Origin of the sequence: Emticicia fluvialis (assembly GCF_024793945.1) — a bacterium.
Classification (GTDB): domain Bacteria; phylum Bacteroidota; class Bacteroidia; order Cytophagales; family Spirosomataceae; genus Emticicia; species Emticicia fluvialis.
In genome coordinates, this window is sequence record NZ_JANUSD010000003.1 from 293,821 (window position 1) to 318,545 (window position 24,725).

Consider the following 24,725-nt stretch of genomic DNA (forward strand, 5'->3'; position numbering starts at 1 on the left):
AACGCTCTCCGGTTTCGAAGAATCCTATTCGATAATCCCCGATAATCATCGGGCAGGCATTGCCATGCCTTATTTGTTCATATTCTTTTTAACACTAAATCAAACACGCAGGAAATTCAATGAGAAAAACAATCTTTTTTGCTTTGTTTATTTGCCTCTCGCTTAGTGCAGCGGCTCAGCAAGGCTCATCACTTGTAGCACCTTTTGAGGGGCTATCAAGCAGGCTAAGGCTATTACCTCCCAATGCTGCCAAAACGCAGGAATTTGGCAATGTGCCGATCAATTTCAGCACCGGGCAACTCAATTACAACCTTCCTATTTATCAGATTCAGGTAGACGAAAATTTAACTATTCCTATTCAGTTAGCGTATAACAACACGGGGCTTAAACCTCAGGATGTACCCACATGGGTGGGCAATGGCTGGAACCTGGATGTTGGCGGAACCATTGTTCAGAATGTTAATGGTATTCCTGATTTTGGCACTAACGGATTACAACAGCCGGACATTCGTAGTGAAATGCTGAATTATCTGAACGGTACAGTCGTTGAACCAACCAGATATGAATATTTGAACGATGTAATGAATAGTGTTAAAGACTCTCAATATGATTTGTTCTCGTTCAATTTTCTGGGCAGAAGCGGTAAGTTTTACTTCCATGCCGACAGTATCATTCTAATGAACAAAATGCCTGTTAAAATTGCATACGCATCCAATTCATTCACTATTACTGACGAAAAAGGCTACCTGTTTGCTTTCACATTGCGTAAAGCCAATTTCGGAACATTTTATGAGGGAACCGCTTTAAATCCAAATGGTACTCCCACAAATATGAATAGTGCTACATGGTATCTTACGAAAATTACATCTCCTAATGGAGTTGAGGTAAATTTCAATTATATCGAAGACATTACCTATCAGACTTATGCTCCGAGTGTTTCTTTCTCCACAGGAGCTGTTGCAGACCCTGACTGTAGAAACAAAGGCTCATATGATAAGAGCGTAACCTATACTGATACAAATATCGGGCAGTACCTGCTGGATAATATTACATGGAAAGGTAAGACGGTAGATTTTCAATTCTTTAGCCGAAATGACCTGATAGACATTGTAGGAACCAAAGCCAAGGGTCTTTCAGCAATTTTGGTGTATGATGAAGCGAGCCTGGAAACTAACCGGATTGGGTTCAATTATGGCTATATAGGAATAAATGACCGTCTTCAACTGAATTCGGTGTCTTTCATTGAAAACAAAACGCCGTTTGCTGCAGTGCAGACTACCTCTTTTGAATACTTTGAAAAAGTAGGCGGAGATATTCCCATCCCCTCTCTAAAGACACCGAGTGGCTTTCGTGAGCCTAACAATTCTGTAGACCATTGGGGTTATTACAACGGGAAATACAACCCTAACAGTAAAGTTCCGGATGTAGATTATTCTCAGATTACCACTACTCCTTTGACCACAGAAACATTAGCCAACAGACGGGCTGATAATACTTATTCCAAGATAGGTATGCTCAAAAGGATAAACTATCCTACAAAAGGATACACAGAAATATACTATGAACCAAACATGGTTAACTTCAAAACTTCGGCTATTCCCTTCTTTTTACAAACGCAAACACCTGAAGCAGTTGTAGATGATAGCAGCAGATTTCAGATAGGTGGCAACCGGGTCTCGCGTATTGTAGATTATACAGGTACTTTAAAATCGAACGAAAGAATTATTACTTATGAACAGGCTAAACTTTGGGCAGAGCCTTATTATATTTCAGAAATTGAGGTGGGAAAATTATCTAACTCCACGGGACCATGCACGTCCTGTGGAAAGAAATATATCGTTTCTGACAATATTTTATACAATTGGGATGGGTATCAGGTAGAGTACCGAAAAGTAACCGAGACGTATGGAGGCACAGGTGAGAACGGGAAAAAAGTTTATGAATATATTAGCAATTTTTATGCCGGAGATCCGATTGAAGTACCGCCCCACGCTGCTACTGTTAATTTAAACTGGCGAAGCGGAAATCTGAAAAAAGAACAGACTTATGAGAGAACCGGGTTAACATATACACTCGCTCAAGAGTCGACTAATACTTATAATACTACTCCCATTTATCCAATAACAAGATATGGATTTAAAGCAGGTAGAATAATGGCTTGTGACCAGCAAGCTCTTTCTTCATCAGAGGTTTATAACTATTTCACACATGTAAGAACTCCGGTATTCACCGATCAATACAAGTTGGAGTCAACTACTACTGCAGAATACTCCGGAGGTGTGGCTTTAAGCAATACTGTCAGTTACGCATACACGTCGGAGATGCTTCAGAGAGCCACCAGAACAACCAACAGCAAGAATAAGGTAGACTCAACGATTACTTACTACGCGAATGACTACAACAACATTGCAGGCACCAACATTGACCAGCTGAAAAGCAAGAATATCATTGGCTTGCCTTTGAAAGTTATCCGTAAGGTAGACAACTATGTAATTGACGGTGTAATGATTAAAAGTGATACCAAGGGGAATCCGATTGAAATTTACCGTTACGAAAACGCTTCTCTTGCTACGCACACGCATAACAAAGCGCAGTACATTCTGCCTCAGTTTAAATTACTGGAAACCAGAAAATATAGCAGCAAGGGTAACCCGATAGAAATACAAAGGCTCAGCCAGCCGCCAACTACTTATGTTTGGGCATATAAGCACTCCTACCCCGTTGTGTCGGTTCAGAATGCCAGCGTGGCCAACGTTGAGGCTGTAATTGGCAGCCTTGAAACCGCAGCCGATACTTACAGTGCAGCCAATGTTGAAGCCCTTGGCACTAACCTGAGAAGCAATCTGCCTGCTGCTCTGGTAACATCAGGCGTTATGAAGTCGGGTGCAGGTTTTAGCCAGATTACGGCGCCCAACGGTTTAAAAACCAACTTTGAGTATGACGGCACCAACAGGTTAAGCTCTATAAAAGACCACAGAGACTACCTGACCGACCACTACCGCTATTTTTATGCTACGGCCTCTGAGGCTTGTACCGCACCGTCGGCACCCACTATTTCAACAACAGCCACCACGCTTTGTTCTGTCACGTTAACAGCTTCAGGTTGTTCAACAGGAACGGTACAATGGTCGAACGGAGCCACGGGTACTTCTATATCTGTTGGTACTACTACCACCACTTCTTACACTGCTAAATGTAAAGTGGCAACCTGCGAAAGCGCCGCTTCTAATGCCATTACGCTACCGGGCTTGCCAGCTACCTGGAGCGCAATGGATGTGGGAACACATGCATCAGCCGGTTGTACGCAAAATAGTTCAGGAAACCTGACTATGCTTGGCAATGGCATTGTTGGCAGTACTTCTGATACCTTCCACTGGATATACAAAGCTTTTACCGGAAATGTAACCATCATTGCTAAAATCAATTCTATTCCTGGTGATGATGGCGACAGATCTGGAATCATGATAAGGAGTAACCTTAATGCCAATGCCAAATTTTACACCCTGATTCAGGATGGCAATGCAAATGTTGGCGAACTCAAACGTGATTCTGACGGTGCAACGGGTGGTCTTTACAGCTATGCCCCATCTGCCGTGAACCAGACCTGGATAAAGGTGGTAAAGACTGGAAGTACCATTAAGGGCTATTATAGCACCAACAGTAATCCTGAAGCCAACAATGCATGGAACGACTCGTTCAGCCTGACAGGTACGGCCGCCACTACGCTCGACTTCGGCACTAATTTCTATCTCGGTTTTGCCTTATGGGGTAATGCCAACAATACAACTTTTACCAACATTACCATTAACGGGGTAGCACTTTAAATCCACAGATACCAATGAAAAAAACCATTTTCTTATGGCTTTTGCTTCCGCTATGCGGCTGGGGGCAAACCATTACCAATCATAAAAATGCGGTGGCGCACAGCGCTTTCCGTATCAGTGGCGCAAACACTGCTGATGCCGGCGACGCATCTAAGGCAGTTATTTCAATACAGTATATGGACGGCCTCGGCCGTCCTTTACAAACGGTGGGTTATAAACAGTCGCCGTTAGGGAAAGACATAGTATTTGAAGGGAAAGCCTACGACGGATTTGGCCGTGCCGTGAAAACGGCGTTGAATGCGCCCGCTACCGTACAAACCGGAGAGTATCAGAGCAACCCTTTTGGGCTTGCCACCACTTTTTACGGAGATAATTACGCTTACAGCGAGGCGACTGCTTTTGACAACTCGCCGATGAACCGCCTGAGAGAACAATATGGCCCCGGCCAGGCCTGGCGTACCAGTACCAAAAGAACCCAGACTTTTGATGAGTTAGCCGGTAGTGCGGTGCATCTGTACAATGCCGATGCCACCGGGAATATTACTCTTAACGGCACGTTCCCGAGTAATAGCCTTTTTAAAACCCGGGTGGTTGATGAACAGGGCAATACTACCGTTGAAATTAAAGATAAAGCAGGCAACCTGATACAAATAGAAAAGCCTGTGGGTGGCGCTACTTATATTACTTATTATGTGTATGACGAGTGGCAGCGGTTGCGGGCGGTGCTGCAACCGGAAGGCAAAAACCTGGTGGCAAGCATTGCCAAAAACTCTGATGCCTTTACCAAATGGGTGTTTGCCTATAACTATGACGCTGCCGGAAGGGTGATTGAAAAACACGTACCCGGCGCGGGCTGGTCGTCTATTGTCTATGACAAAAACGACATGCCGGTTCTGGCTCAGGACGCCAGCCAGGCGGCATTAAACAAATGGTCGTTTACAAAATATGACGCACTTGGCCGCGTGATTGTGATGGGTGAATTAACCAATGCTTCAAGCAGGGCCACCTTACAAACCGCGTTTGATGGGGCAAGTGCCACTTATGAAACCTGGGTGAGCGACTTTATAGGATACTCAAACGTCAGTTTTCCGATTAGTTATGTCTCTACTGACGAAAAAATCTACAATTTATATGACAACTATGGCTGGATAGCAGGTGAATGGGCATTCAATGCCAGCAGCGCCTTTAATTCGGGCGATTATTACAGTAATAGCAAAGGATTACAGACGGGTTACTTTGCCCGCAGTCAGGATGACCTCAACAAGGTTTATCATAACGTTTATTATTACGACTACAAAGGACGGAAAATACAAACCTACCGTGTACATGATAAGGGCGGAGCCACTCCCTGGGCCAAGGCTGTAGTTACCAACCTGGGCTATAATTTTGCAGGTGAGGTTATCAACGAAAAAGTGCTGTATCAGGCAGATGGTATGGCCAATACGGAATCGCTTACTACTTATGAATATGACAACACCGGCCGACAAACGAAAGTATCGCATGGTATCAACACCGCGGTAGCTGAAATCAGAAGGTCGGAGTATGATGAGGCCGGACGTTTGAAACAGGCTAAAGTAAGAGCCACAGGGTCTTATACTGCCAATGGCACTGCTATCAGCGGTTTGCAGACTACCGATTATACCTACCACCTGCGGGGGCAACTACGGGGCATTAATCTGGATGGTTCGGGTAACCCTGTCCCCAATGCCAGCCAGGGTGATTTGTTCAGCTATAAGCTGGATTATGAAACAGCCGGGTATTATGATGGCAACATTGGCAAGCAATACTGGCAGGCCAGTAACAACAATGCTCCGTCGGGGCTGCGCACTTATACCTTCAGCTATGACAACATCTCGCGCCTCAAATCGGCCACTTATAGTGGCTTAGGCTCTGAAAGCTATGGGTTGGCGGCCATTAATTACGACAGAAACGGAAACATCACCAGCATGCAGCGGAATGGTAAGATAAGCAGCACCACCTATGGGCTGATGGACAACCTGACTTATACTTACGCTGGTAACCGTTTAACAAAGGTTGAAGACGCCGTAACAGGTAATTATGAGGTTGATTTTGTGAACCGCAACTCAGGAACAGACGACTACACCTATTATGCCAACGGCGCTTTGAAGGCTGATAAGAACGAAGACATCACCGATATTATTTACAACACTTTTGTTAATCAGCCAATTGAAATTCAGCTGACGGGTGGCCGATGGATAAAGAACTTCTATGATGGTGCCGGGCGATTGTACAAAACGAGTTATTCTACCGGTGAATACTGGGAGTATCTGGACGGGATGGTTTTCAAGAACGGCGCTTTTTATCAGCTTACCACACCTGAAGGCAGAGCGAATTATGAAAGCGGAGCCTGGTCTTATGAGTATTTTATAACTGATCACTTGGGTAACACCCGTGTAGCCTATAAAGCAAACGGCAGCGCATTGACTAAGACCTCTGAAACTTCTTTTGACCCTTGGGGGATTGTGTTAAAAGATGTAGGTTTAGTGAATGGTTTTCAAAATAAATTTGAATATCAAAATAAAGAAAAGGAAAGTACGTTTAATTTGCGAAGAATTAGCTTTGGCGCAAGGACTTATAATGCCAGTATAGGGCGGTTTGATGGGGTGGATCCTGTTACTGACGAACAAGAATCTTGGACTCCTTACCACTTTACATATAGCAGTCCTTTAAATTATGTCGATTTATTGGGTTTAAGTCCAAGCCGTATTGAAGGTGATAATAGAATTGCAGTTTGCCCAACCTGTCCTAATGACCCCAAATATGATGAATATCGAAAGAGCGAGTCGCTTTTTACATATGATAAACAGACTGGGATAGTAGTAAATGGCAATGGACAAGGGCCAACAATTTATGGTAGACGAACATCTAATGACTATAGTGGTTTAATATATGGATCAGGCCAAGCTCTAAATTACTTAGGGGATAATAAAATCTCCACAAGAGGCAAATTTAGTGGTGCAACCCCAGGTACTTCTATTGCTTCAAAATACCTTAGACCCAAATTAGGAGATACTCCTAGATGGTTGAGAACCAAATTGCCTAAAAGAATAGGAATTATGGGTTATAATTATCCAATAAGGTCAACAAGATTAGGAGGAGTTATAGGAAGAACAACCCCTCTCTTAGGCAGGGGGATAATTGGTATTAACGCAGGAATGTCTATTTACAAAATTGCGACGGCCGAAAATAAAACTGAAGCTTTATTTGTAGAAGGAGGTGGTTGGGCAGGTGCTTGGGCCTCAGCGACGGCAACAGGTACAGCACTTACGGCGTCAGGTATTGATTTTGCCGGACCTTGGGGTTGGGTTGCACACGGCGTAATTACTATTGGCGCTGGAATAGGAGGTTTTTACGGAGGAAAAGAAGCAGGGCAAGCTGTCTATGATAAAACAAATGAATAACATGGAATTAACCTTAAATAATCTTAAGCTTTTTCTAAAGGAAAAATTTCCTTATGAAGATTTATTTAATGATGAAACAATAATTAGAGATGGAACCAGAATTTGTCCTATTGATGGTGATGATGTATTTTGTTTGTTCGAAGATTTATCAAAAGAATTTCACGTCAGTTTTGAAGAATTCGATTTTCAGAAATATTTTTTAGAGGAATCTGAACTTAATACTTTTACTTGGCAACATCTATTAAAGCTAAAAAAACAACGAATACCTAAAGAGGAGTTAACTATAAAAATGCTTTTTGAATTTATGTGCAACAATAAAAAAAACACCCTTTAGGATATTTTTTATCCGGAAATAAACTGACTAATTTAAATCCGAATAATTAGTTTAAGGCCATCCAATAGCTTATTTATTGGGTGGCCTTTTTGAATATATTAACCATCTTCGCAGCACCCATAAGGTCTTTCAAACAAACAATTCCGCACTCACCCAGACTTCCAAAACTTCTATTGATATTGGTTTATTTGCAATTGATTTGAGTTTTTAAATAGAGAAAAAGAAAGTACTTTTAATCTGAATTTGATTCGGTTAGGTGCCAGAGGTTATAACCCAACAATTGGGCGTTTTGACAGAGTTGACCCGGTAATTGAAGGACAAGAGCAGCTTAGTTTGTACCATTATTCTTTCAATAACCCTGTCCGTTTTTCTGATGCTGATGGATTAATGGGTGAGAGTTGTTGCCAAAATGCTATTGATTTTGTGGCTGGTGCAACGCTCAGATTTATTGATAATAACTCACCTATCCCAACTTCGCTGGATGGTGGTGGATATAGAGGTAGTGCGTATGAAAATGGCAGGAAGTTTGGAGATGGTTTGTCACTTCTTAGTGGTGGGGTTCAGTTAATTACAGGAGGTTTAGGCACGCTTGGCGCTGGTGGTTTAGAATTGGTTACTGGAGGTGCTGCTACGCCAATTGCACTACCAGTTGGTGCAGCTGCGATAGCCACTGCGGGGAATGGAGTTAATACTATTTCTAAGGCGCTAAGTAATTTAAATTCACAAGGGAAAAGCAATTCAGGGGATAACAAAAAAAGTAATGTTTCTTCAGGAAATAAAAATAGCGCTCATGCTAATCAAAAAGCAAGAGAAGTTGCAAAAGAAAAATATGAGAAGGTAAAAAAAGAATACGATGCGGCAAAATCAAAGGCAAATAAAACACCCGAAGATAAAGAATTAGAGAAAAAATTAGAAAAACAGTTTAAACACGAGAAACAAAAAATGGATAATACTGGTGAAAACCATAGTAGGAAAGCAAAAGGAAGCAATTAACTTAAAACAAAGTACACATTATTTTAAATATTCAAATTACTTTTAAGCTCAGATAAATTCAAAATAAAAAAATGAACACCTACACATTTATAATGGAATTCAGAGGTGGCACATATATAAGTCAAATTAATGCAAACAATCTTAAAGAAGGATTAATTGACTGGTGCAAAAACTTGGATGTTAGTGAAATAAAATACCTTGGAGAAAAAAACAAAGGTGAATTATTATGTATTATTGATTCGGAAATACCTACTCCAATAAATACGGTTAAAAATGTGTGGCATTTTAGTATAGGGCTTAAAGCTGGCTTCCTTATGGTCAACATTGTTAAAACCGATGTTACTTAAATCTGTTATGTCCAAATTCTATTTAAATTATCTTATACTTAACATATTTAAGTAAGAGCATTTTGTCCAAGGCCATTCAATAGACTATTTATTGGATGGCCTTTTTATTAAGCAGTCAAATGAAACGAAAATTAAACCGCTGCAACCCCAACCAAATTTGAATATCAAAATAAAGAAAAGGAAAGTACGTTTAATTTGCGAAGAATTAGCTTTGGTGCAAGGACTTATAATGCGAGTATAGGGCGGTTTGATGGGGTGGATGAGTTGGCGGATAATTACTATTCTTTATCTCCATATAACTATGTAGGGAATAATCCTGTTAAGAATACAGACCCAACAGGAATGTCTTGTAAGGGTTGTGGTAAAGATGGAGAAGATATAACCCCTCTTGAAATAAATGATCATTATGCTTATATCGGGACTTGCCCTACTTGTCCTAATAGTAAAGAATATGATATTTATAGGGATAATAAAAGTTTATTTACTTACGATAGTCCAACAGGTATAGTTTATAATGGAGAAGGAAGTGCTATTGTTACTCCTAGTCGTCAAAATAATCCGGCAAGTTCTATACTAGCTGGCGGTATGATGATAGCAGGAGCTTTGGCTGCCGATGATGTTACAGGTATAGGTGTACTAGATGATCCAGCGATTCCTGTCGTTCTAGCAGGAACAGCTATTGTTGAGGGGATAACATATAGGTTATGAAGTTTATCATAGTTACAACCCTGACAATTCTCCAGTAAATTATCATGTTCCACCCAAAACATTACCTGGTTTCCCTGATGCCAGAAGAGATAAGCCAAAAAGCGGCAGAGCCAGATGGGTATTACCAGACGGAAAAATATTAGAATGGGATTATCAACATTGGGATGTTGAAGTTTATAATAATAAGGGTAAACACCAAGGTTCAGCCGATCCTAACACCGGTGAAATGACAAAAGAACCTGTACCTGGAAGAACAACTCAAAAATAAAATCTAATGGAAGAAGTACAAAGAATTATTGCATATTATAATAAAGAAAGCGAAGAATTAGTAGGTGAATATCCAATAAATTTATCTTTAGATATTTTAAATACTATTTTTGTTCCCTCTCCAGAGGATGATATTTATCTTTATTTCGTTTATGAAATAAAAGAAAATCAAGCCACAGTCCTAAAAAAATATACTAACATAGAATTTGATTTTTCAAATTACAGTTATTTTTTAGAATGCTATAATGTCTCGTCATAAATAAAGGTTTTATCATTTAAAAACTATCCTCTTAAGAAAGCCCATACGATAATTTTTATTGGATGGGCTTTCTTAGTATGGGGACTTAACTCGTAGAGTCTATAAAGCCAATCTTGGCTATAACTTTGCTGGCGAAGTGATTAACGAAAAAGGTTTGAGTTAACCCATTGAGATACAGCTCACCAACAACAGATGGATTAAAAACTTCTATGATGGCTCGGGGTGCTTATACAAAACCACTTATTCGACAGGAGAATACTAGGAATACCTTGACGGCTTGGTTTTTAAGAATGGTGCTTTCTATCAACTGGCTTCTCCAGAAGGCAGAGGGGTTTATCAAAGTGGAGCTTGGTCGTATGACTATTTCCACACCGACCATCTGGGCAATACCCGTTTAGCTTATAAAGCTAACGGCACAGCACTGGCTAAAACCTCTGAAACTTCTTTTGACCCTTGGGGGTTAATACAAATTTAGTCCTATTTACATTAAAAGTTTAGAATAGATTTTATAGTTTTCTTCATCAAAGCATACAAAGAAAACCTTTTCAATATTATCTGAAGTAGGCAAAAAGTCAGACACTGTTTGAATGGCAATTCCAGCAGCTTTTTCCTTAGGAAATTTATAAATACCCGTGCTAATATTGGGAAAAGAAATTGTCCTTACTCCGTTGTCTAATGCCAATTTAAGGCTATTTAAATAGGCCAATGACAACAGGTACTCTTCATTACTTTTGCCATTATTCCAAACTGGCCCTACAGTATGAATAACAAATTTAGCAGGCAGTGCTCCGGCATTTGTTATAACGGCTTCACCAACTTTACAGCCCCCTTGCTTGCTCCGTATTTTTTGACATTCTTCAAGTATAGCTTTACCACCAGCCCTATGAATTGCACCATCCACCCCTCCTCCTCCCAGCAAAGATGTATTGGCCGCATTTACAATAGCATCAACCTGAATTTTTGTAATATCACCTTTTAAGACCTCTATCATTAGATTATTTTGCATTATTTATGAAAAAGTAACAAAAACAATTATCAAATCCATTCAAACGCAGATAAAGTGAGTTTTATTACACTCGCAGCAATTACAATATAATGCTTTTAGATTTCACCTTTCTGCCTTTGATAACAAAATATTACCGTCAATGAATTTAATATTGAAATTAAACATATTGTTGAATTAGATAAAAGTAAAATGGTTAAAAATCCAACTGATTTAATTAGTAGATTTACAGTTAGTCCAGATGTAGGTCTGGTGAGTTCTATTTCAAATTATATTCCGTTGCTTCCAAAATATATATTATTTTAATAGTTTAAAAATTGTAACAGCAATTAAAAAATATAAGGTAAGGACAGGAAATTTATTTGATTCTTATTGGTTTCCCAGCAGTCTTTAAAAATATCTTTTCAATTTGAATAGAAGATGGATGTTAACATATTTATTCACCAGTTGAATAATTTGAAGCTCACACAACCCCTGCCCCGCCCTTTACTGAATACCAAAATAAAGAAAAGCAAACCACGTTTAATTTAAGAAGAATTAGCTTTGGCGCTAGAACTTATAATGCGAGTATAGGGCGGTTTGATGGGGTTAGGCTATGCTACGGCACCGATGCATTGACAGGAAAATCATGTTGAAAAAACATGGTATCAGTTGAAGATCCTAAATTGTTTGTTGCTGTTTTTAAAAGATTTTACTGAAACCTTTTGAAACAGCAACAAACAATCAATCTGATGTTTGCCAATGGTTGGTTTGTATTTTATGTTGCCTGGGTGGTATTTTCTTAGCTCGGCGTTTAAATTATAAAATCAGAACGCCAACAATACAAATGCACCGCCAGATCTAAAACTCAATAATAAACCCAAGGCTTGGGGTTGGCCTGCCAGACAAGTTATCTAATATAACCGGAATGGCATTTGAGCCGTCGGGCCTGATCGATTGTCCGTCGCTCGACTCAAAGTCGGAATTATCGGCCTTGCGTTTAAAGGTAAAATAAGGCATAGACTCATTCTTAAAGGCAAGTACGTTCTGTACATCCAGAAATAAATCGAGGGTCCAGCGCGGGTAATTCCATTTTTTATCCACACGTATATCTACCTGATTAAAGGCTTTCAGTCGAACCGAATTTAAACGGGTGTAATCAAGAATCCCCTGCCCTAATGTCAGGTAATTCTGCTGCGATGCGGCCAGGTCATAAGGTGTGTAGGGGCTACCGCCTGCAAACCTGTATTTCAGTCCTAACTCCCATTGTTTGTTCAATTTCAGGCCATAAATAAAAGACACCAGATGCCGTACATCCCATGCCGATGGCCTTAGTGCGGTATTCTGCCCACCAAACTTGCTTCTCACAAAGGTGTAAGAGAGTGTCAGAAAATTACGTTTTACCAGTTTTTGCTGTACAAAAAATTCAACTCCGTATGTTTCACCTCTGCCCACAGACCTCACCGCCTCATTACCAATGGCGCCAAATTCGCCTCCCAGGTTAGCCAGCGAAATATTGTTAAGGGTAGTTACCGGATAATTTCTGTAATCTTTATAAAAACCTTCAACCGTGAATCTCAAATCGGGCTTGGGCAGATACTCCAACCCTAGTGCATAATGCAGGGTGTTAATGTATTTGTTGTTGCGGTTGGTATAGTTACCCTGCGCATCTTTAAAGCCCAGCACTGTATAAATAGGTATTTTGTAATAGCTTCCCCAGGCGGCATTAAGTCTGAAATTACTGCTTAAAGGTGCCGAAACCGAGATGCGGGGCGAAAGCGTTCTGAGTGGATTCTGCCCCTCATCAGTAAAGCTGTTCATATCGGTTCTTAGCCCGCCCGATACACTCACCTGATTGGCAAATGTCTTACCAACTTGTGCAAAAGCGCCATATTTCCAGAAGTTAAGGTCGGTCATAAACCGATACGCTACTTCCGGCTGTATTACATTCCCGTTTTGGTCTGTTACACGATTTCTTATTTTCTGAAAGAAATCGTTCCGGTAATTCACATACTGTATTACTCCGCCAAAGCTGTAAGTAAAACCATTGCGCGATTTTTTAAGGTATGCTCTTAGCTTGGTTTCCACCTCTTTTGATTGTGAAAACAGATTCTGCGACTGCGGCTCGGGGTTATTGTTGTCTTCGTAGCGCTCTAATGAGTTGTTCAGGTGATTCCGGCTGAGCGCCACATTAATGAAACCTTTGTTAATGAGGTGCTTGACAGACGCCCCTGCGGTGTAGTTCCACTGATTAATCAATGAAGAATTTCTGAATATATAGATATTTTCGGGGCTGGGGTCTTTGGGTAACGCAAACTTAAAGTCGTCTATGGCGCCTATACCTATCAGATTCAACGTGGTTTTTTCTCCGAGTTTATGTGTGATTTTTGTCTGGAAATCCCAGTAATTAGGTCTGATGGGCAGGTCTATCAACTTAAACAAAAGTTGCAGATAAGACCGACGCCCCGAAAGAAGAAAATTGGTTTTGTCGCTCAGTTTGCCATCAAAGGTTGCGGCCAATTCGGTTGCGCTTAGGCGGATATTGCTTTGTAAGCGTTCTGCGTTACCCACTTTCTGGTTAATTTCAAAAACACCCGAAAGGGCGTTATCAAATTGCGCAATAAATGCCGAGGTACTCAGCTTAATATCGTCTACAAAAGCGGTATTGATTATACCTGCGGGTCCACCGGCGCTACCCTGCGTTGAAAAGTGGTTAAGCACCGGTATTTCTATGCCATCAAGATAATAGATGTTCTCATTGGGGCCGCCGCCTCTCAATATTATATCGTTTCTGAAACCCCCGCTTCCTGTGGTTCCGGCTACACCCGGCAGCGCCTGAATCACTTTTGAAACATCAAAGTTTCCACCCGGATTACTCCTGATTTCTTCAACTGTAAGGGTCTGCACCGACAGCGGTGTCATTACGTCTGAAGCAAGGGCTGATTTTGCCCGTTGATTTTTCACCGTTACTTCCCCCAGTGTAGCTGTTTCGGCCTGTAATTCAAAATTGACAGACTGCGCATTACCAGAGGTAAGGTTGATATTATATTTAACAAGTGTCTGGTAACCAACATAAGTTACTTTCAGGTTGTAGCTACCAACGGGTAACGATAAACGAAAGTTACCTTCCAGGTCGGTTGTGGTACCCTGTGATGATTTCTCTACACCTACGGTGGCTCCTATCAGTGGTTCCTGCGTGTTTTTATCAATTACTTTACCGTAAATGGCACCTGTATTCTGGGCAAAAGCTGAAAAACTAAAAAATAACAACAAAAAAAAGAAGTAGAGTTTAATGGTTTTCATACCAAATAAATTAGATTAGTTTTACATAAAACAATTTCAGGTTTTAAATGTTTTATGTAAAACAAAATATTTTTTAAATGAATGGTATAATACCATTTTGCGTTTCAAATATTGTTAACAATAGTATATGGACTACAGTATTTTAAAAGAAATTATAGCGTTGGCAGAGGCGTATCAGCAGCAAACAAACGCCCAGCGTTGGCAAAAAGAGCAATTTGTGTCCTGGATTATCAACGAAGCCAATAAAACACAGCCCAAGTCACAAAGCATGATACCTTCGCAAGACGGGCTCATTTCTATGTTTTTAGGAATTGCCTACAAGTATGCTCAATTTTATGCCAAACGGGTTTTCAGAAATACTGAAATCTACTCGCTTGATGACTTTGCCGTGCTGGTATCTCTTTTTCCTGACAAAGAGTTTAAGAAAATAGATGTGCTCAGGATGTGCATACAAGAAAAATCGTCGGGCAATGAGGTACTGAAAAGGTTGCTTCGCGACGGGATGCTACAGGAAAGAGAAAATCCAGCCGATGCCCGGTCAAAACTATTATCACTGACAGACAAGGGGCGCACCCAATTTGGTCTGATTCAAAACGGAATCCAGAAGATGTCGGGCCACATTGTAGGCGATCTGAGCATTGAAGAAAAAAATCAGTTGTTGCAAGCCTTGATGAAGCTGCACCATTATCATCACCCCTATTTTGAAGAAAACAATGAAGACGTATTGAAGCAATTGCTTAACTAAGGGTTTGTGCATAATAACTCAGTTACAATTTTCTTTACTGCATTTCTGCTCTGGCCGGGTTTTGTCTCAAATGTCGGCAGGCAGACAATTCATCCGGCACGCATATCTTAGGTTTGTTGCATACAAACCAATTATGTATGCCAGAGCCATTAGCCATTTTATTACTCACAGCCCTCATCAGTTTTTTGGGTTCTGTACAACCGGGGCCGGTAAACCTGGCAGTGGTACAGGCCACACTTTCGCGCAGTTTTAAAGATGGTGTTTACGTGGCTGTAAGCGGCTCACTGCCTGAGGTAATCTACACCATAGCTGCACTTAAAGGACGGTTATTGTTGATGCAAAACCAGATACTGCTTGACGCCCTGCAACTGGCCGCCATTCCGTTTTTTTTAATAACGGGCCTGTTTAGCCTTTTTACAAAGGCTAAAACCACTACAGCAATAAAAACCACAAAAATACACAAAGAAACCCTTGGTGGCTTTGGTAAAGGGATGCTCAACCCGCAACTTTTGCCTTTCTGGCTGGTTGTGCTGGTTTATCTTCATTCGTTTTACAGTTTGCAATCTTTCAGCTCGCAACTATCATTTGTATTAGGGGCAGCCTTAGGCTCATTTGCCATTCTGCTGCTTTTTGCCTGGCTGGCCAAGCGTTTTCAGGGTCAATTACACGGTTTATTTCTGAGGTTTTCGTTCAACAAAGCCATTGGTTTGCTATTTATTTCAATGGCAGTTGGCCAAACGCTCAGAATCTTTCTCTGAATTGTCATTGAGCCGACAATCCGTCAGTTACAATTCTGCCAATTTTGTAAAAAAAACTTCACAAAAATGAAAAACACCCGCATTCAAATCATCATCCTTTTTCTTCTTCTTTTTGCAGGAAGCGCCTTTGCGCAAGATAATGCCATTTACCAGAAAAATGGCATTGCCATTAACGGCTATGACCCCGTAGCCTATTTTACAGAAAACAAGGCCGTAAAGGGTTCAGAAACTTTTGGGTACCAATGGCATGAAGCCACGTGGCTTTTTAGTTCGCAGGCCAATTTAGATGCCTTCAAGGCAGACCCTGCCAGGTACGCGCCTCAGTTCGGCGGTTTTTGTGCCTTTGGGGTGAGCGAGAATCACAAGTCGCCCACTGACCCTGACGCCTGGACAATAGTTGAAGATAAACTTTACCTGAACTACAGCCCCAAGGTAAAACAACTATGGTCGAAAGACATTCCGGGTCGCATCAAAAAAGCCAACGATTACTGGCCTGCGCTAAACAAGCCCAATAACTAACCTCAAACCACCGTACAGATGAAACGCAGTTATTTAATTATCATTATACTGGTTGGGTTAATTGGCCAGGCCTTGGCACAACCCAATACCAGAGCCAGGCAGTTTAATCTTGAAAACGGCCTTGCCATTCAGGGTTATGACCCCGTAGCCTATTTTAATGAGCACAAAGCCATTAAAGGCAACAAGCAATGGAACACCAGTTATGAGGGCGCAAGCTATTGGTTTGGCAGCCCTGCAAACAAAGAAACTTTTTTAAAAGACCCGAAAAAATATGAGCCGCAGTATGGTGGCTGGTGTGCCTACGCAATGGGAGCCACGGGCGAAAAAGTAGAAATTGACCCCGAAACATTCAAAATTCTGAACGGGAAACTCTATCTTTTCTATCATTCGTGGGTAAATAATACACTGCCCAAATGGAATAAAGATGAGGCGAATCTGAAGCAGAAAGCAGATAAAAACTGGATGAATTTTATACGCTAACCCACATTGCAAATCAGATGAAAACACAGAAAATCATTTCGTTGGGCTTACGTATCATAGCTGCCGTTATTCTTATTCAGACACTTTATTTTAAATTTACGGCACATCCTGAGTCTGTGGTGTTGTTTTCCAAACTGGGTGCCGAACCGTGGGGCCGCATAGGCACCGGCGTTTTAGAACTGGTAACTGCTGTGTTATTGCTGCTACCGGCCACTGCATTTGTTGGGGGGCTGCTGGCCATGGGCTTAATGCTGGGTGCAATTGGCGCTCATTTACTGGTTATAGGAATTGAGTCAATGGGCGATGGCGGACAACTGTTTATATTGGCCATAGTTGTTTTGTTTTGCTCGGTAGTGATTCAGGTTTTGCACCGGCAACAGGGCCTGGCATTGGCCAGAAAATTCTTTCCCAATGCTTTTAGATGATTTTACGCGCCTTATTATGAAACTCCCGCTTTTTGTTATTAAAACTTTCAATTATGAATACTGGCCCTGGTGGTTATTTTATTTACCAATGGCTCCGTACTGGCTGTATCTGGCTATCAGAACACGTTCGTTTACCTTTTTTACGGCGGTTAACCCGGGTATAAAAGCAGGTGGTTTTTATGGCGAAAGCAAGATTGAAATTCTCAGGAAAATCAACCCCGATTTTCTACCTAAAACCATTTTTGTAGAAAAAGAAAAAGAACCGGGCAACATTATTGATTTAATTAAAGCTGCGCAGATGGGTTTCCCTGTAATAGCCAAACCTGATGTTGGCGAAAGAGGCACCCATGTTGCCAAAATTGAAACGGCCGAACAACTGCATAACTACCATAAGGCAGCCCAGGGAAATTACATAATTCAGGAATTTATCAGCTATCCTATTGAATTGGGCGTACTTTTTAGCCGCGTGCCTACGGAGCCAGCCGGAATTGTTTCTTCCATAACCATAAAAGAATTTCTGACGGTTACGGGTGACGGTAAATCTACCATCCGGGAGTTGATTGGCAGGTCTACCCGTGCGCGGTTCCAGCTGGCGGCGCTGGAGTCAAAATTAGGTGAGCAGATAAACGAGCAGCTACCGCTAAACGAAAAACGCCTGCTTGAACCCATTGGGAATCATTGCCGGGGAACCAAATTTATAAATGCCAACCACTTGATTAACGAGCAAACACATGCCGTATTCAGCAGCATTGCCGATAGTTTTGATGGGTTTTATTATGGTAGATTTGACCTGAAAGTGCCCAGCATTGAAGATTTGTATAATGGCAAAAACATAAAAATAATGGAACTGAACGGGGTGAGCTCTGACCCCGGGCATATATACGACCCTGCCTACTCTTTACTGAATGCCTATAAAGATTTACGCTGGCACTGGAGCCGCAGCGCCGACATAAGCATTAATAACCAGAAAAGAGGTCATCTGCCTTTATCGCTTGCCGAAGTTTGGGTAATAATTAAGAAGCATTTTAGTTAAAAATTGTCTGCAATCTGTATATTAGCATAGAATTTTTCCGGAACCTGATGAATCTTGATACAAAATACTGGTATCTGCGAGACCATAAACTTTTTAGTGTACTATCGTCGTCTGAATTGAGGTCGATATGTATGATATCAAATTTCAAAACTGCGCGGAAAGGCGAAATCATTTTGTTTTCGCATGATGAAAACACCAGGGTTTACTTTCTTAAAAAAGGGACGCTAAAAATTGTAGAGACAGACGAAAACGGCAACGAAATTGTAAAAGATGTGATTCAAAAAGGCGATATTTTTGGTGAGTTTACCCTAACCGAAACACAGTCTGACGAATACGCGGTGGCGGTTTCTGACAACGTAATTTGTTGTAGTTTCAGAATGGACGACTTTGAACAACTGCTGGAGAAGAATCCGCAACTGGGTTTATCCTATACCAAATGGATGGGGTTCAGATTCAAACGGCTTCAGAGCAGATACGCCAATCTTATGTTTAAAGATGTGCGGACGCGCTTCATGATTTTCTTAAAAGATTGGGCTACTAAAGAAGGTACACCGGCTGACACAGACATTATTCTTAAAAACTACCTTACCCATCAGGACATAGCCAGCCTTATCTGCAGCACCCGGCAGACAGTTACCCAACTATTTAATGAGTATAAAGAAAAAGGCATTTTAGACTATAACCGAACGGAAATCATCTTAAAAAAAGATGCATAAACTACCTTCATTTTCTTAGTTAGGTCGTCTGGCCGACAAACCGGGTCAGGTCAAATAATCAAATTTGCAGGGTCAATAAAGCGTGTAACCAAACCAACACAAGGCTAAGTATGCCTATTGGATTGTTACGCAATTTGAACAATTAAATGATTCGCATAGTCAGTTTCAGGCTCAGTTACTGCTACAGGCATATAAAACCTACAAAAGAAATGACAAGCCAGGCAACCACAGAAGTATTTAATCAACTGAAAGATTTACTCAATCAGTTAAACCCGCAAACCTACACAGAAAACCTGCCGGTTTTAAACAATAGCAGTATAGGGCAGCATGTGCGGCACACATTAGAGTTTTTTCAGTGTTTAATTAAAGGAGCGTCAACAGGCATTGTAGATTACGATGGCCGCGAACGTAATCTTTTAATTGAAACCGAGTTAATATATACACATAAAAAACTGGCGGAGATTGAAACCGCCATTAAAACAGAAACGGATCTGAACAGGCCGCTTCTGGTAATGGTGAGGTACAGCGAAAAAAACCACGAACTTGTTGAATCTAATTTTATGCGCGAGCTGGTGTATATGATTGAGCATTCTATTCATCATTTTGCGCTTATTCGTATTGGTGTGCAGGAGCATTTCAGCCATATACCAATAGACCCGACCTTTGGTGTGGCCTACTCTACCATCAGATACAAACAGCAGCTGGAGGCCTTAGAAAATTGAACCGCCGACCTGATGATTATTTTCAATCGCGAAATGATTACGGGCCGATTTATGATGAAAAACTTTTGATACCATGTGCGTTCTGACATATATACCAACCGGCAACAAAGGATACATTCTTACATCGAACAGAGACGAAGCCGTAGCTCGTGAAACGGCCACTCCACCCAGAAAATATACCATTAACGGGCATCAGGTTTTTTATCCGAAAGACCCACTCAGCGATGGCACCTGGATAGCCGGCAGCAAAGCCTTAAGCCTATGTCTTTTAAATGGCGGGGTTAGCAGGCATATCCCCCACCCGCCTTACCGGCAAAGCCGGGGTAGAATTATCCCTGATTTCTTTCAGTTCGGTTCGGTAACCACATTTGTTGAAAGATATGATTTTGACGGAATTGAACCCTTCACGCTTGTAGTTATTGAAAACAGCCATGAACTTTTTGCCCATGAATTGAGATGGAACGGTAAACAAATCAGTACAGAAAAAATAGATGTGTCAAGGCCACAGATATGGTCTTCGGTTACTTTATATACACCTCAGGTAATTGAGGCAAGAAAACAATGGTTTACAGATTTTTTACAACAGCCCGTAAGTGCAGACAGTGTACTCGACTTCCACCAGAATGGTGGTGTGGGAGACATCAGGAATGACTTAAGAATTAATCGTGATAATGTGCTTAAAACCCTTTCAACCACCCAGTATGTTATCAATGAATACTATTTTACCATCTACTATGAAGACCTGTTAAACCAAAGAAAATACAACTACAGGGTAATTGAGTAAGCTGCCACTGCCTTAAGTACTATTTGCAGCAGATTAATGATAGGCTAATCAAGAAAATGGAAGGCAGATAAGCAATTATTGAAACATAACCGCCGGTACATCATTTACCTATAATTTCTTTCCGGTGTTCTTTTCCCCATTCTGCTAAACTGCCGATGACAGACTTCAATTTCCGCCCGTGTTCGGTCAATTCATATTCAACGGTTATCGGCTGGGTGTCCAGTACGGTTCGTTTCACAAGATTATTAATCTCCATCTCTTTTAGTTCTTTGCTCAGCATTTTGTTCGATATCCCGCTTACATCTCTCAGAATATCCGAAAACCGCCGTTTATCATGATAGCAAAGCACGGCTATGATAGATATCTTCCATTTGCCGTTCAATGCGTCCATAGCATCATAAACCGCCATCATATTGCTTTTGCAATGTCTGGTAAATTCGTCGTTTCTCATGGGTTACATGGTTACTTCAATGTTACTGTTACTTTTTGTTACCTTGTTACAAATATAAACAATAACATTTACATTTGCCACACAAAACCAAAAATCAATTATGACACTTATAGATAATTTGAAATGGCGCTATGCCACCAAAAAAATGAATGGGGCGGCTGTTCCGCAAGAAAAACTGGACTACATACTGGAAGCAGCAAGATATGCGCCCTCATCTTCTGGTTTACAACCTTACAGAATCTTTGTTATCAGCAATAAAGAAAAACTTGAGCAAATACGCGAATTTGCCTATAACCAGAGCCAGATTACTGATTGTTCGCATCTGTTGGTTTGGGCCGCATGGGATGAGTACACACCTGAAAGGATAAAGGAGGTATTGACCAAAACATCTGAAGCAAGAGGCCTGCCTGCTGACAGCTCGGAAGGGTACCAAAAAATGCTGTGGGGGTTATATGAGCCTTTGGGTAAAGAATGGCACAAGAATCATTCGGCCAAACAAGCCTATATTTCGTTCGGACTAGCCATTGCCGCCGCCGCCGAGCAAAAGGTAGATGCTACACCCATGGAAGGTTTTAACACAGAAAAAATGGATGAATTACTGGGGCTGGCAGAACAAGGCCTGAAAAGCGTGGTTATTTTGCCCATTGGCTACCGCGAGCAAGAAGGCGACTGGCTGGTGAATCTAAAAAAAGTAAGAACTCCAAAAAATGCGTTTGTAACCGAACTGGTTTAACAAGCATAACAAGCAAAACAAAAGAACTGATTAGCCGGGCGGTGGTCAGTTCGGCTTTCTTAAGAAATTCCTTTGTTTAAGACTTCATAAAGACAAGACACTCGTATTTTTGGGTGTCTTGTTCATTTTCATAAAAACAGGCAATCTGTAAAAAATCAGAGAATGAAAGTTTATTAAGCTATGTGGCCTCTGCTTTGGTGGTCTGCTGTATTTCAGTTATTTCGCAGGATTAAAACACCCAAAAACCCCCATAAAATCCCGAACATTTGCTTTTCGGGGGTTTGTTTATCAGCTAAAACACTGACAATAAACCCATTAAAGAAAAACTCAATCATCAATCTACAAACCCGGCAACCGATGTTTTTTTGTTTAGCCCGTCCAATAAGTAGTTGAATGAGCCGTAAAAAAGAAAAATTCAAGATGGTATATCTTGAATCTGTCTCACGGGCTTTTAATACAACAGCTCATCGAATTGATTTTTAATCAATTACTTCTGTCTATTTAAGTTTCCGGCGCTTTTAATTATACTTTAGCGTATTAAAACAATCTATACCCCAACGTTGCCTGCACCAGTGCATTTTTGTAACGTGGGTTGGTAGAGGTGCCGTCGCCATTATTATTTTGGAGGTCCCAGCTGGCTCTGGTGCCTAAAACAACGCGGTTAAAATTAAAATCAAGCCCCACTACGGCTCCTAATGTATTTTTACGGATATTATCGTTGGCAAATTGGCTTTCCTGAACAACACTGCCTGCACCTGTGTTAAAATCAGTTTTTTGTTTCAACAGATACGAGAACTGTGGGCCAAGCTGCAAGGTAATAAAGTTGGCCGGCTTTATTGAAATCAAAACGGCACATCAATAAAGTGCATGGTGCGGGTAAGGTCATAGTTACTACCTAAAACTGAACCCGTTTGCTTGTACCCTTTCTGAGAATACATTACTTCAGGCTGAATACCCAGAAACCTGCCAATAGGAATGCCCAGAAATACCCCACCGGCTGCGCCAAATCTGGCCTCGGCATCAAATGACTCGCCTTTGGTGTCGTAAATGTTTGAATAATTTGCGCCTGCCTTTAACCCGACCTGAATTTTTGTGCGGGCATTAGAGCGGCTATCTTGTGCGTGGGCATTAATGGCTAAAAAAGCCACGGCGGCGGTAATTAAAAATATTTTTTTCATGATTTTTGTAAAGTTTGTGAATTTATAGTTTTCAAATGGAGCCAGATAACCCAGCCCCGGCAAGAATATTGTTAATTGGTATTTTTTATGGCAATGCCTTTAAAGGCCTTTCCGAGTTCGTCCATATCATGGCTAAACTCCGTTTTAAATTTCTCCCAGTTCATTTTACCATCTTCTTTGTAATTATCCATTTTCTTCTTCATTTCTTTGTTTTTCAGATTCAATTCGGCAATTTTCTGCTCGTATTTCATCTCTGTGTCTTCATTTTTGTCGGCCATTTTGGCGTTAAACTCCAGAATGGTTTTTTCATTGGCGGCAATTTTTTCAGACGTTTCTTTTCTAAAGCTGGCCATGTCTGCTCTATAAGCTGCATTGGCTTTGTCTAAATCTTTTTGTGCTTCTGCCACTTCGGCTTTGGCGTTGTCAACTTTCTTTTTGTTAGAAATACAACTGGTAAACACAGTGGCCAACATCAATACTATACCCAAAACTACGATGATTCTCTTTTTCATTTTGATAAATTTATATACTTAAACTAATTTTTCGCGTCCGTATTCCCGGCGCTTTCAATTTTTACTTCCGGTGTTTCCACCATTTTTTCTTCTTTTATGCTGTCTGTTTTTTGTGCCATGTGCTGGTAATTTTTATTGAACGCCTCAACAAAATCATCCAGTTTATCTTTCAGGTCTCCGGCCAATTCTTCGCCTTTCCTTAAAATTTTCTTTCTTGAATCTGAGCCCTTTTCAGGAGCAAACAAAACACCTATTAAGGCACCTACTGCAAAACCTGCCAGCATACCTGCCAATAATTTACCTGAATTCATATTTATTTATTTTTCCTTTTAATGATATTGATTGACTGTTTTCTTTAAATCAGGTTCTTACCTGCTCTATTAAAGCCCATACCTGGTTGCTGCCGTAATTTTTTACGGCTTTTTAAATCAGAAGTTATTGGTGGTTAAAACCACCTGCCCGCCTGCATATTGGGTATTGGGGTCGTCTTCGGCTGTAATGAAAACCAGTACTGGTCTGAAAGAAGTGACGGTTTCGAAAGTAGCTTTCAATTGTTTAGACATCATATTGCCAGAACTTTTTATCTGCCCCATGTTTTTTGTTAACTCCTGGTCGGTTTTCATCCATACAATGTAGGTTTGTCTGGCGGGTTGCAACCGCTGTACCTCTGCCAAATTGGTTAGGTGTATCTGAATTACGTTGTTTTTGTTCTTGTCTGACTTAATCTCAACATAACCGCGAGCCGCCGGCACAACCGACGAATTAAGAAACGCTATTTTTTTGGTGCATGAGCTCATTGAAACTGCAAGCACAATGCCCAGTGTTATCAATAGCGTTTTTTTCAGTTGTAATAAAATGTTTTGCATAGTTTTAATTATTTATGATTGATGTTTTGTTTAATTATCAGAGAAATGCAAGCATAATAAGCCTGCTATCTGATAGCCAGGCGTTAAAGATGTAGATACGTGATTAGCAACCGGGAAAAACAAACCCGTGCACTGGTTAGATAACTGAAGTTTTCTTTTTCTGGCTTGTAATGAACTGATACAAAAGTCGGCATTAAATGCCCGGTTATCATTACACAATTAGTAGTATTACTTGCATGATTCACACACTTGTAACAGAAGCCCTGAAGCGGATGAGTGAGACCGGCCATGCCGGATAAACTGCTGTTTGCACGGTAAATAAAAGCCCTTCAACCCGGCGGATTTGGCATTCAATTTTACCTGC

General features: G+C 40.9%; 25 protein-coding genes and 1 pseudogene. 18 read left to right on the plus strand and 8 right to left on the minus strand.

All coding sequences use genetic code 11. The annotated features are described in order from the left end of the window. Nucleotides 1-119 precede the first annotated feature (119 nt). The 8 genes and pseudogenes from NZ848_RS05080 to NZ848_RS05110 all read left to right on the plus strand — a co-directional run bounded on the left by NZ848_RS05080 (nucleotide 120) and on the right by NZ848_RS05110 (nucleotide 10,154). Nucleotides 120-3,824 carry a hypothetical protein gene (locus NZ848_RS05080; protein ID WP_259014622.1) on the plus strand — a complete coding sequence of 1,235 codons (3,705 nt, stop codon included), beginning with the start codon at nucleotides 120-122 and terminating at the stop codon, nucleotides 3,822-3,824. A 14-nt stretch (nucleotides 3,825-3,838) separates the two neighbouring features. Beyond that, complete coding sequence (locus NZ848_RS05085) at nucleotides 3,839-7,246, plus strand: DUF6443 domain-containing protein (protein WP_259014623.1); 3,408 nt, start codon at nucleotides 3,839-3,841, stop codon at nucleotides 7,244-7,246. A 1-nt stretch (nucleotide 7,247) separates the two neighbouring features. Further along, nucleotides 7,248-7,580, plus strand: a complete 333-nt coding sequence (locus tag NZ848_RS05090; RefSeq protein WP_259014624.1) for a DUF1493 family protein — start codon at nucleotides 7,248-7,250, stop codon at nucleotides 7,578-7,580. Nucleotides 7,581-7,823: 243 nt separating this feature from the next. Then, entirely contained in the window at nucleotides 7,824-8,573 is a 750-nt protein-coding gene (locus NZ848_RS05095; RefSeq protein WP_259014625.1) for an RHS repeat domain-containing protein, read from the plus strand. 71 nt (nucleotides 8,574-8,644) lie between these two features. Beyond that, nucleotides 8,645-8,920, plus strand: coding sequence for a hypothetical protein (locus NZ848_RS05100; protein WP_259014626.1), 276 nt, complete (start codon nucleotides 8,645-8,647; stop codon nucleotides 8,918-8,920). Nucleotides 8,921-9,076: 156 nt separating this feature from the next. Continuing rightward, a pseudogene (locus NZ848_RS05105) lies at nucleotides 9,077-9,628 on the plus strand (RHS repeat-associated core domain-containing protein); the annotation flags it as partial. After that, a complete protein-coding gene (locus NZ848_RS21555; protein ID WP_390890862.1) occupies nucleotides 9,618-9,896 on the plus strand; it encodes a colicin E3/pyocin S6 family cytotoxin in 279 nt (92 codons plus the stop codon). The pseudogene NZ848_RS05105 and the gene NZ848_RS21555, both read left to right, overlap by 11 nt. A gap of 6 nt (nucleotides 9,897-9,902) precedes the next feature. Then, nucleotides 9,903-10,154 (plus strand): DUF7683 domain-containing protein, encoded by a 252-nt coding sequence (locus NZ848_RS05110; RefSeq protein WP_259014627.1) that lies wholly within the window; start codon nucleotides 9,903-9,905, stop codon nucleotides 10,152-10,154. 481 nt (nucleotides 10,155-10,635) lie between these two features. Here NZ848_RS05110 and NZ848_RS05115 read toward each other — a convergent pair whose 3' ends face one another. Continuing rightward, nucleotides 10,636-11,160, minus strand: a complete 525-nt coding sequence (locus NZ848_RS05115; RefSeq protein WP_253526052.1) for an O-acetyl-ADP-ribose deacetylase — start codon at nucleotides 11,158-11,160, stop codon at nucleotides 10,636-10,638. Nucleotides 11,161-11,997: 837 nt separating this feature from the next. Further along, on the minus strand, nucleotides 11,998-14,439 hold the full coding sequence (locus NZ848_RS05120) for a TonB-dependent receptor (RefSeq protein ID WP_259014629.1): 2,442 nt from the start codon (nucleotides 14,437-14,439) through the stop codon (nucleotides 11,998-12,000). Nucleotides 14,440-14,566: 127 nt separating this feature from the next. Here NZ848_RS05120 and NZ848_RS05125 point away from each other — a divergent pair, with 127 nt between their 5' ends. The 9 genes from NZ848_RS05125 (at nucleotide 14,567) to NZ848_RS05165 (ending at nucleotide 20,621) form a co-directional block, all read left to right on the plus strand. After that, a complete protein-coding gene (locus NZ848_RS05125; protein WP_259014630.1) occupies nucleotides 14,567-15,184 on the plus strand; it encodes a MarR family winged helix-turn-helix transcriptional regulator in 618 nt (205 codons plus the stop codon). Nucleotides 15,185-15,321: 137 nt separating this feature from the next. Further along, complete coding sequence (locus tag NZ848_RS05130) at nucleotides 15,322-15,942, plus strand: LysE family transporter (RefSeq protein WP_259014631.1); 621 nt, start codon at nucleotides 15,322-15,324, stop codon at nucleotides 15,940-15,942. Between the two features lie 66 nt (nucleotides 15,943-16,008). Continuing rightward, nucleotides 16,009-16,461, plus strand: a complete 453-nt coding sequence (locus NZ848_RS05135; protein ID WP_253526083.1) for a YHS domain-containing (seleno)protein — start codon at nucleotides 16,009-16,011, stop codon at nucleotides 16,459-16,461. An 18-nt stretch (nucleotides 16,462-16,479) separates the two neighbouring features. Continuing rightward, a complete protein-coding gene (locus tag NZ848_RS05140; RefSeq protein ID WP_259014632.1) occupies nucleotides 16,480-16,941 on the plus strand; it encodes a YHS domain-containing (seleno)protein in 462 nt (153 codons plus the stop codon). A gap of 17 nt (nucleotides 16,942-16,958) precedes the next feature. Continuing rightward, nucleotides 16,959-17,366, plus strand: a complete 408-nt coding sequence (locus tag NZ848_RS05145) for a DoxX family protein (RefSeq protein ID WP_259014633.1) — start codon at nucleotides 16,959-16,961, stop codon at nucleotides 17,364-17,366. Nucleotides 17,367-17,382: 16 nt separating this feature from the next. Further along, nucleotides 17,383-18,399 carry a hypothetical protein gene (locus tag NZ848_RS05150; protein WP_259014634.1) on the plus strand — a complete coding sequence of 339 codons (1,017 nt, stop codon included), beginning with the start codon at nucleotides 17,383-17,385 and terminating at the stop codon, nucleotides 18,397-18,399. 47 nt (nucleotides 18,400-18,446) lie between these two features. After that, nucleotides 18,447-19,115 carry a Crp/Fnr family transcriptional regulator gene (locus NZ848_RS05155; RefSeq protein ID WP_253526093.1) on the plus strand — a complete coding sequence of 223 codons (669 nt, stop codon included), beginning with the start codon at nucleotides 18,447-18,449 and terminating at the stop codon, nucleotides 19,113-19,115. Nucleotides 19,116-19,324: 209 nt separating this feature from the next. After that, nucleotides 19,325-19,837, plus strand: a complete 513-nt coding sequence (locus tag NZ848_RS05160) for a DinB family protein (protein ID WP_259014635.1) — start codon at nucleotides 19,325-19,327, stop codon at nucleotides 19,835-19,837. A gap of 73 nt (nucleotides 19,838-19,910) precedes the next feature. Continuing rightward, nucleotides 19,911-20,621, plus strand: coding sequence for an NRDE family protein (locus NZ848_RS05165; RefSeq protein WP_259014636.1), 711 nt, complete (start codon nucleotides 19,911-19,913; stop codon nucleotides 20,619-20,621). Between the two features lie 100 nt (nucleotides 20,622-20,721). Here the strand turns inward: NZ848_RS05165 and NZ848_RS05170 are convergent, their stop codons facing one another. Then, nucleotides 20,722-21,072, minus strand: coding sequence for a winged helix-turn-helix transcriptional regulator (locus NZ848_RS05170; RefSeq protein WP_253526099.1), 351 nt, complete (start codon nucleotides 21,070-21,072; stop codon nucleotides 20,722-20,724). A gap of 100 nt (nucleotides 21,073-21,172) precedes the next feature. Between NZ848_RS05170 and NZ848_RS05175 the strand changes: the two genes are divergently transcribed. Next, nucleotides 21,173-21,805, plus strand: coding sequence for an NAD(P)H-dependent oxidoreductase (locus NZ848_RS05175; RefSeq protein WP_253526108.1), 633 nt, complete (start codon nucleotides 21,173-21,175; stop codon nucleotides 21,803-21,805). Between the two features lie 537 nt (nucleotides 21,806-22,342). Here NZ848_RS05175 and NZ848_RS05180 read toward each other — a convergent pair. From NZ848_RS05180 to NZ848_RS05200, 5 genes are all read right to left on the minus strand, one after another. Then, entirely contained in the window at nucleotides 22,343-22,651 is a 309-nt protein-coding gene (locus NZ848_RS05180) for a hypothetical protein (RefSeq protein ID WP_259014637.1), read from the minus strand. Beyond that, nucleotides 22,648-22,983 carry a porin family protein gene (locus tag NZ848_RS05185; RefSeq protein WP_259014638.1) on the minus strand — a complete coding sequence of 112 codons (336 nt, stop codon included), beginning with the start codon at nucleotides 22,981-22,983 and terminating at the stop codon, nucleotides 22,648-22,650. The genes NZ848_RS05180 and NZ848_RS05185 overlap by 4 nt, the downstream gene beginning before the upstream one ends. Nucleotides 22,984-23,054: 71 nt before the next feature. Further along, nucleotides 23,055-23,495 carry a hypothetical protein gene (locus NZ848_RS05190; RefSeq protein WP_259014639.1) on the minus strand — a complete coding sequence of 147 codons (441 nt, stop codon included), beginning with the start codon at nucleotides 23,493-23,495 and terminating at the stop codon, nucleotides 23,055-23,057. Nucleotides 23,496-23,518: 23 nt separating this feature from the next. After that, complete coding sequence (locus tag NZ848_RS05195) at nucleotides 23,519-23,806, minus strand: YtxH domain-containing protein (RefSeq protein ID WP_259014640.1); 288 nt, start codon at nucleotides 23,804-23,806, stop codon at nucleotides 23,519-23,521. A gap of 117 nt (nucleotides 23,807-23,923) precedes the next feature. Continuing rightward, complete coding sequence (locus NZ848_RS05200) at nucleotides 23,924-24,361, minus strand: hypothetical protein (protein WP_253526125.1); 438 nt, start codon at nucleotides 24,359-24,361, stop codon at nucleotides 23,924-23,926. Between the last annotated feature and the right edge of the window lie 364 nt (nucleotides 24,362-24,725).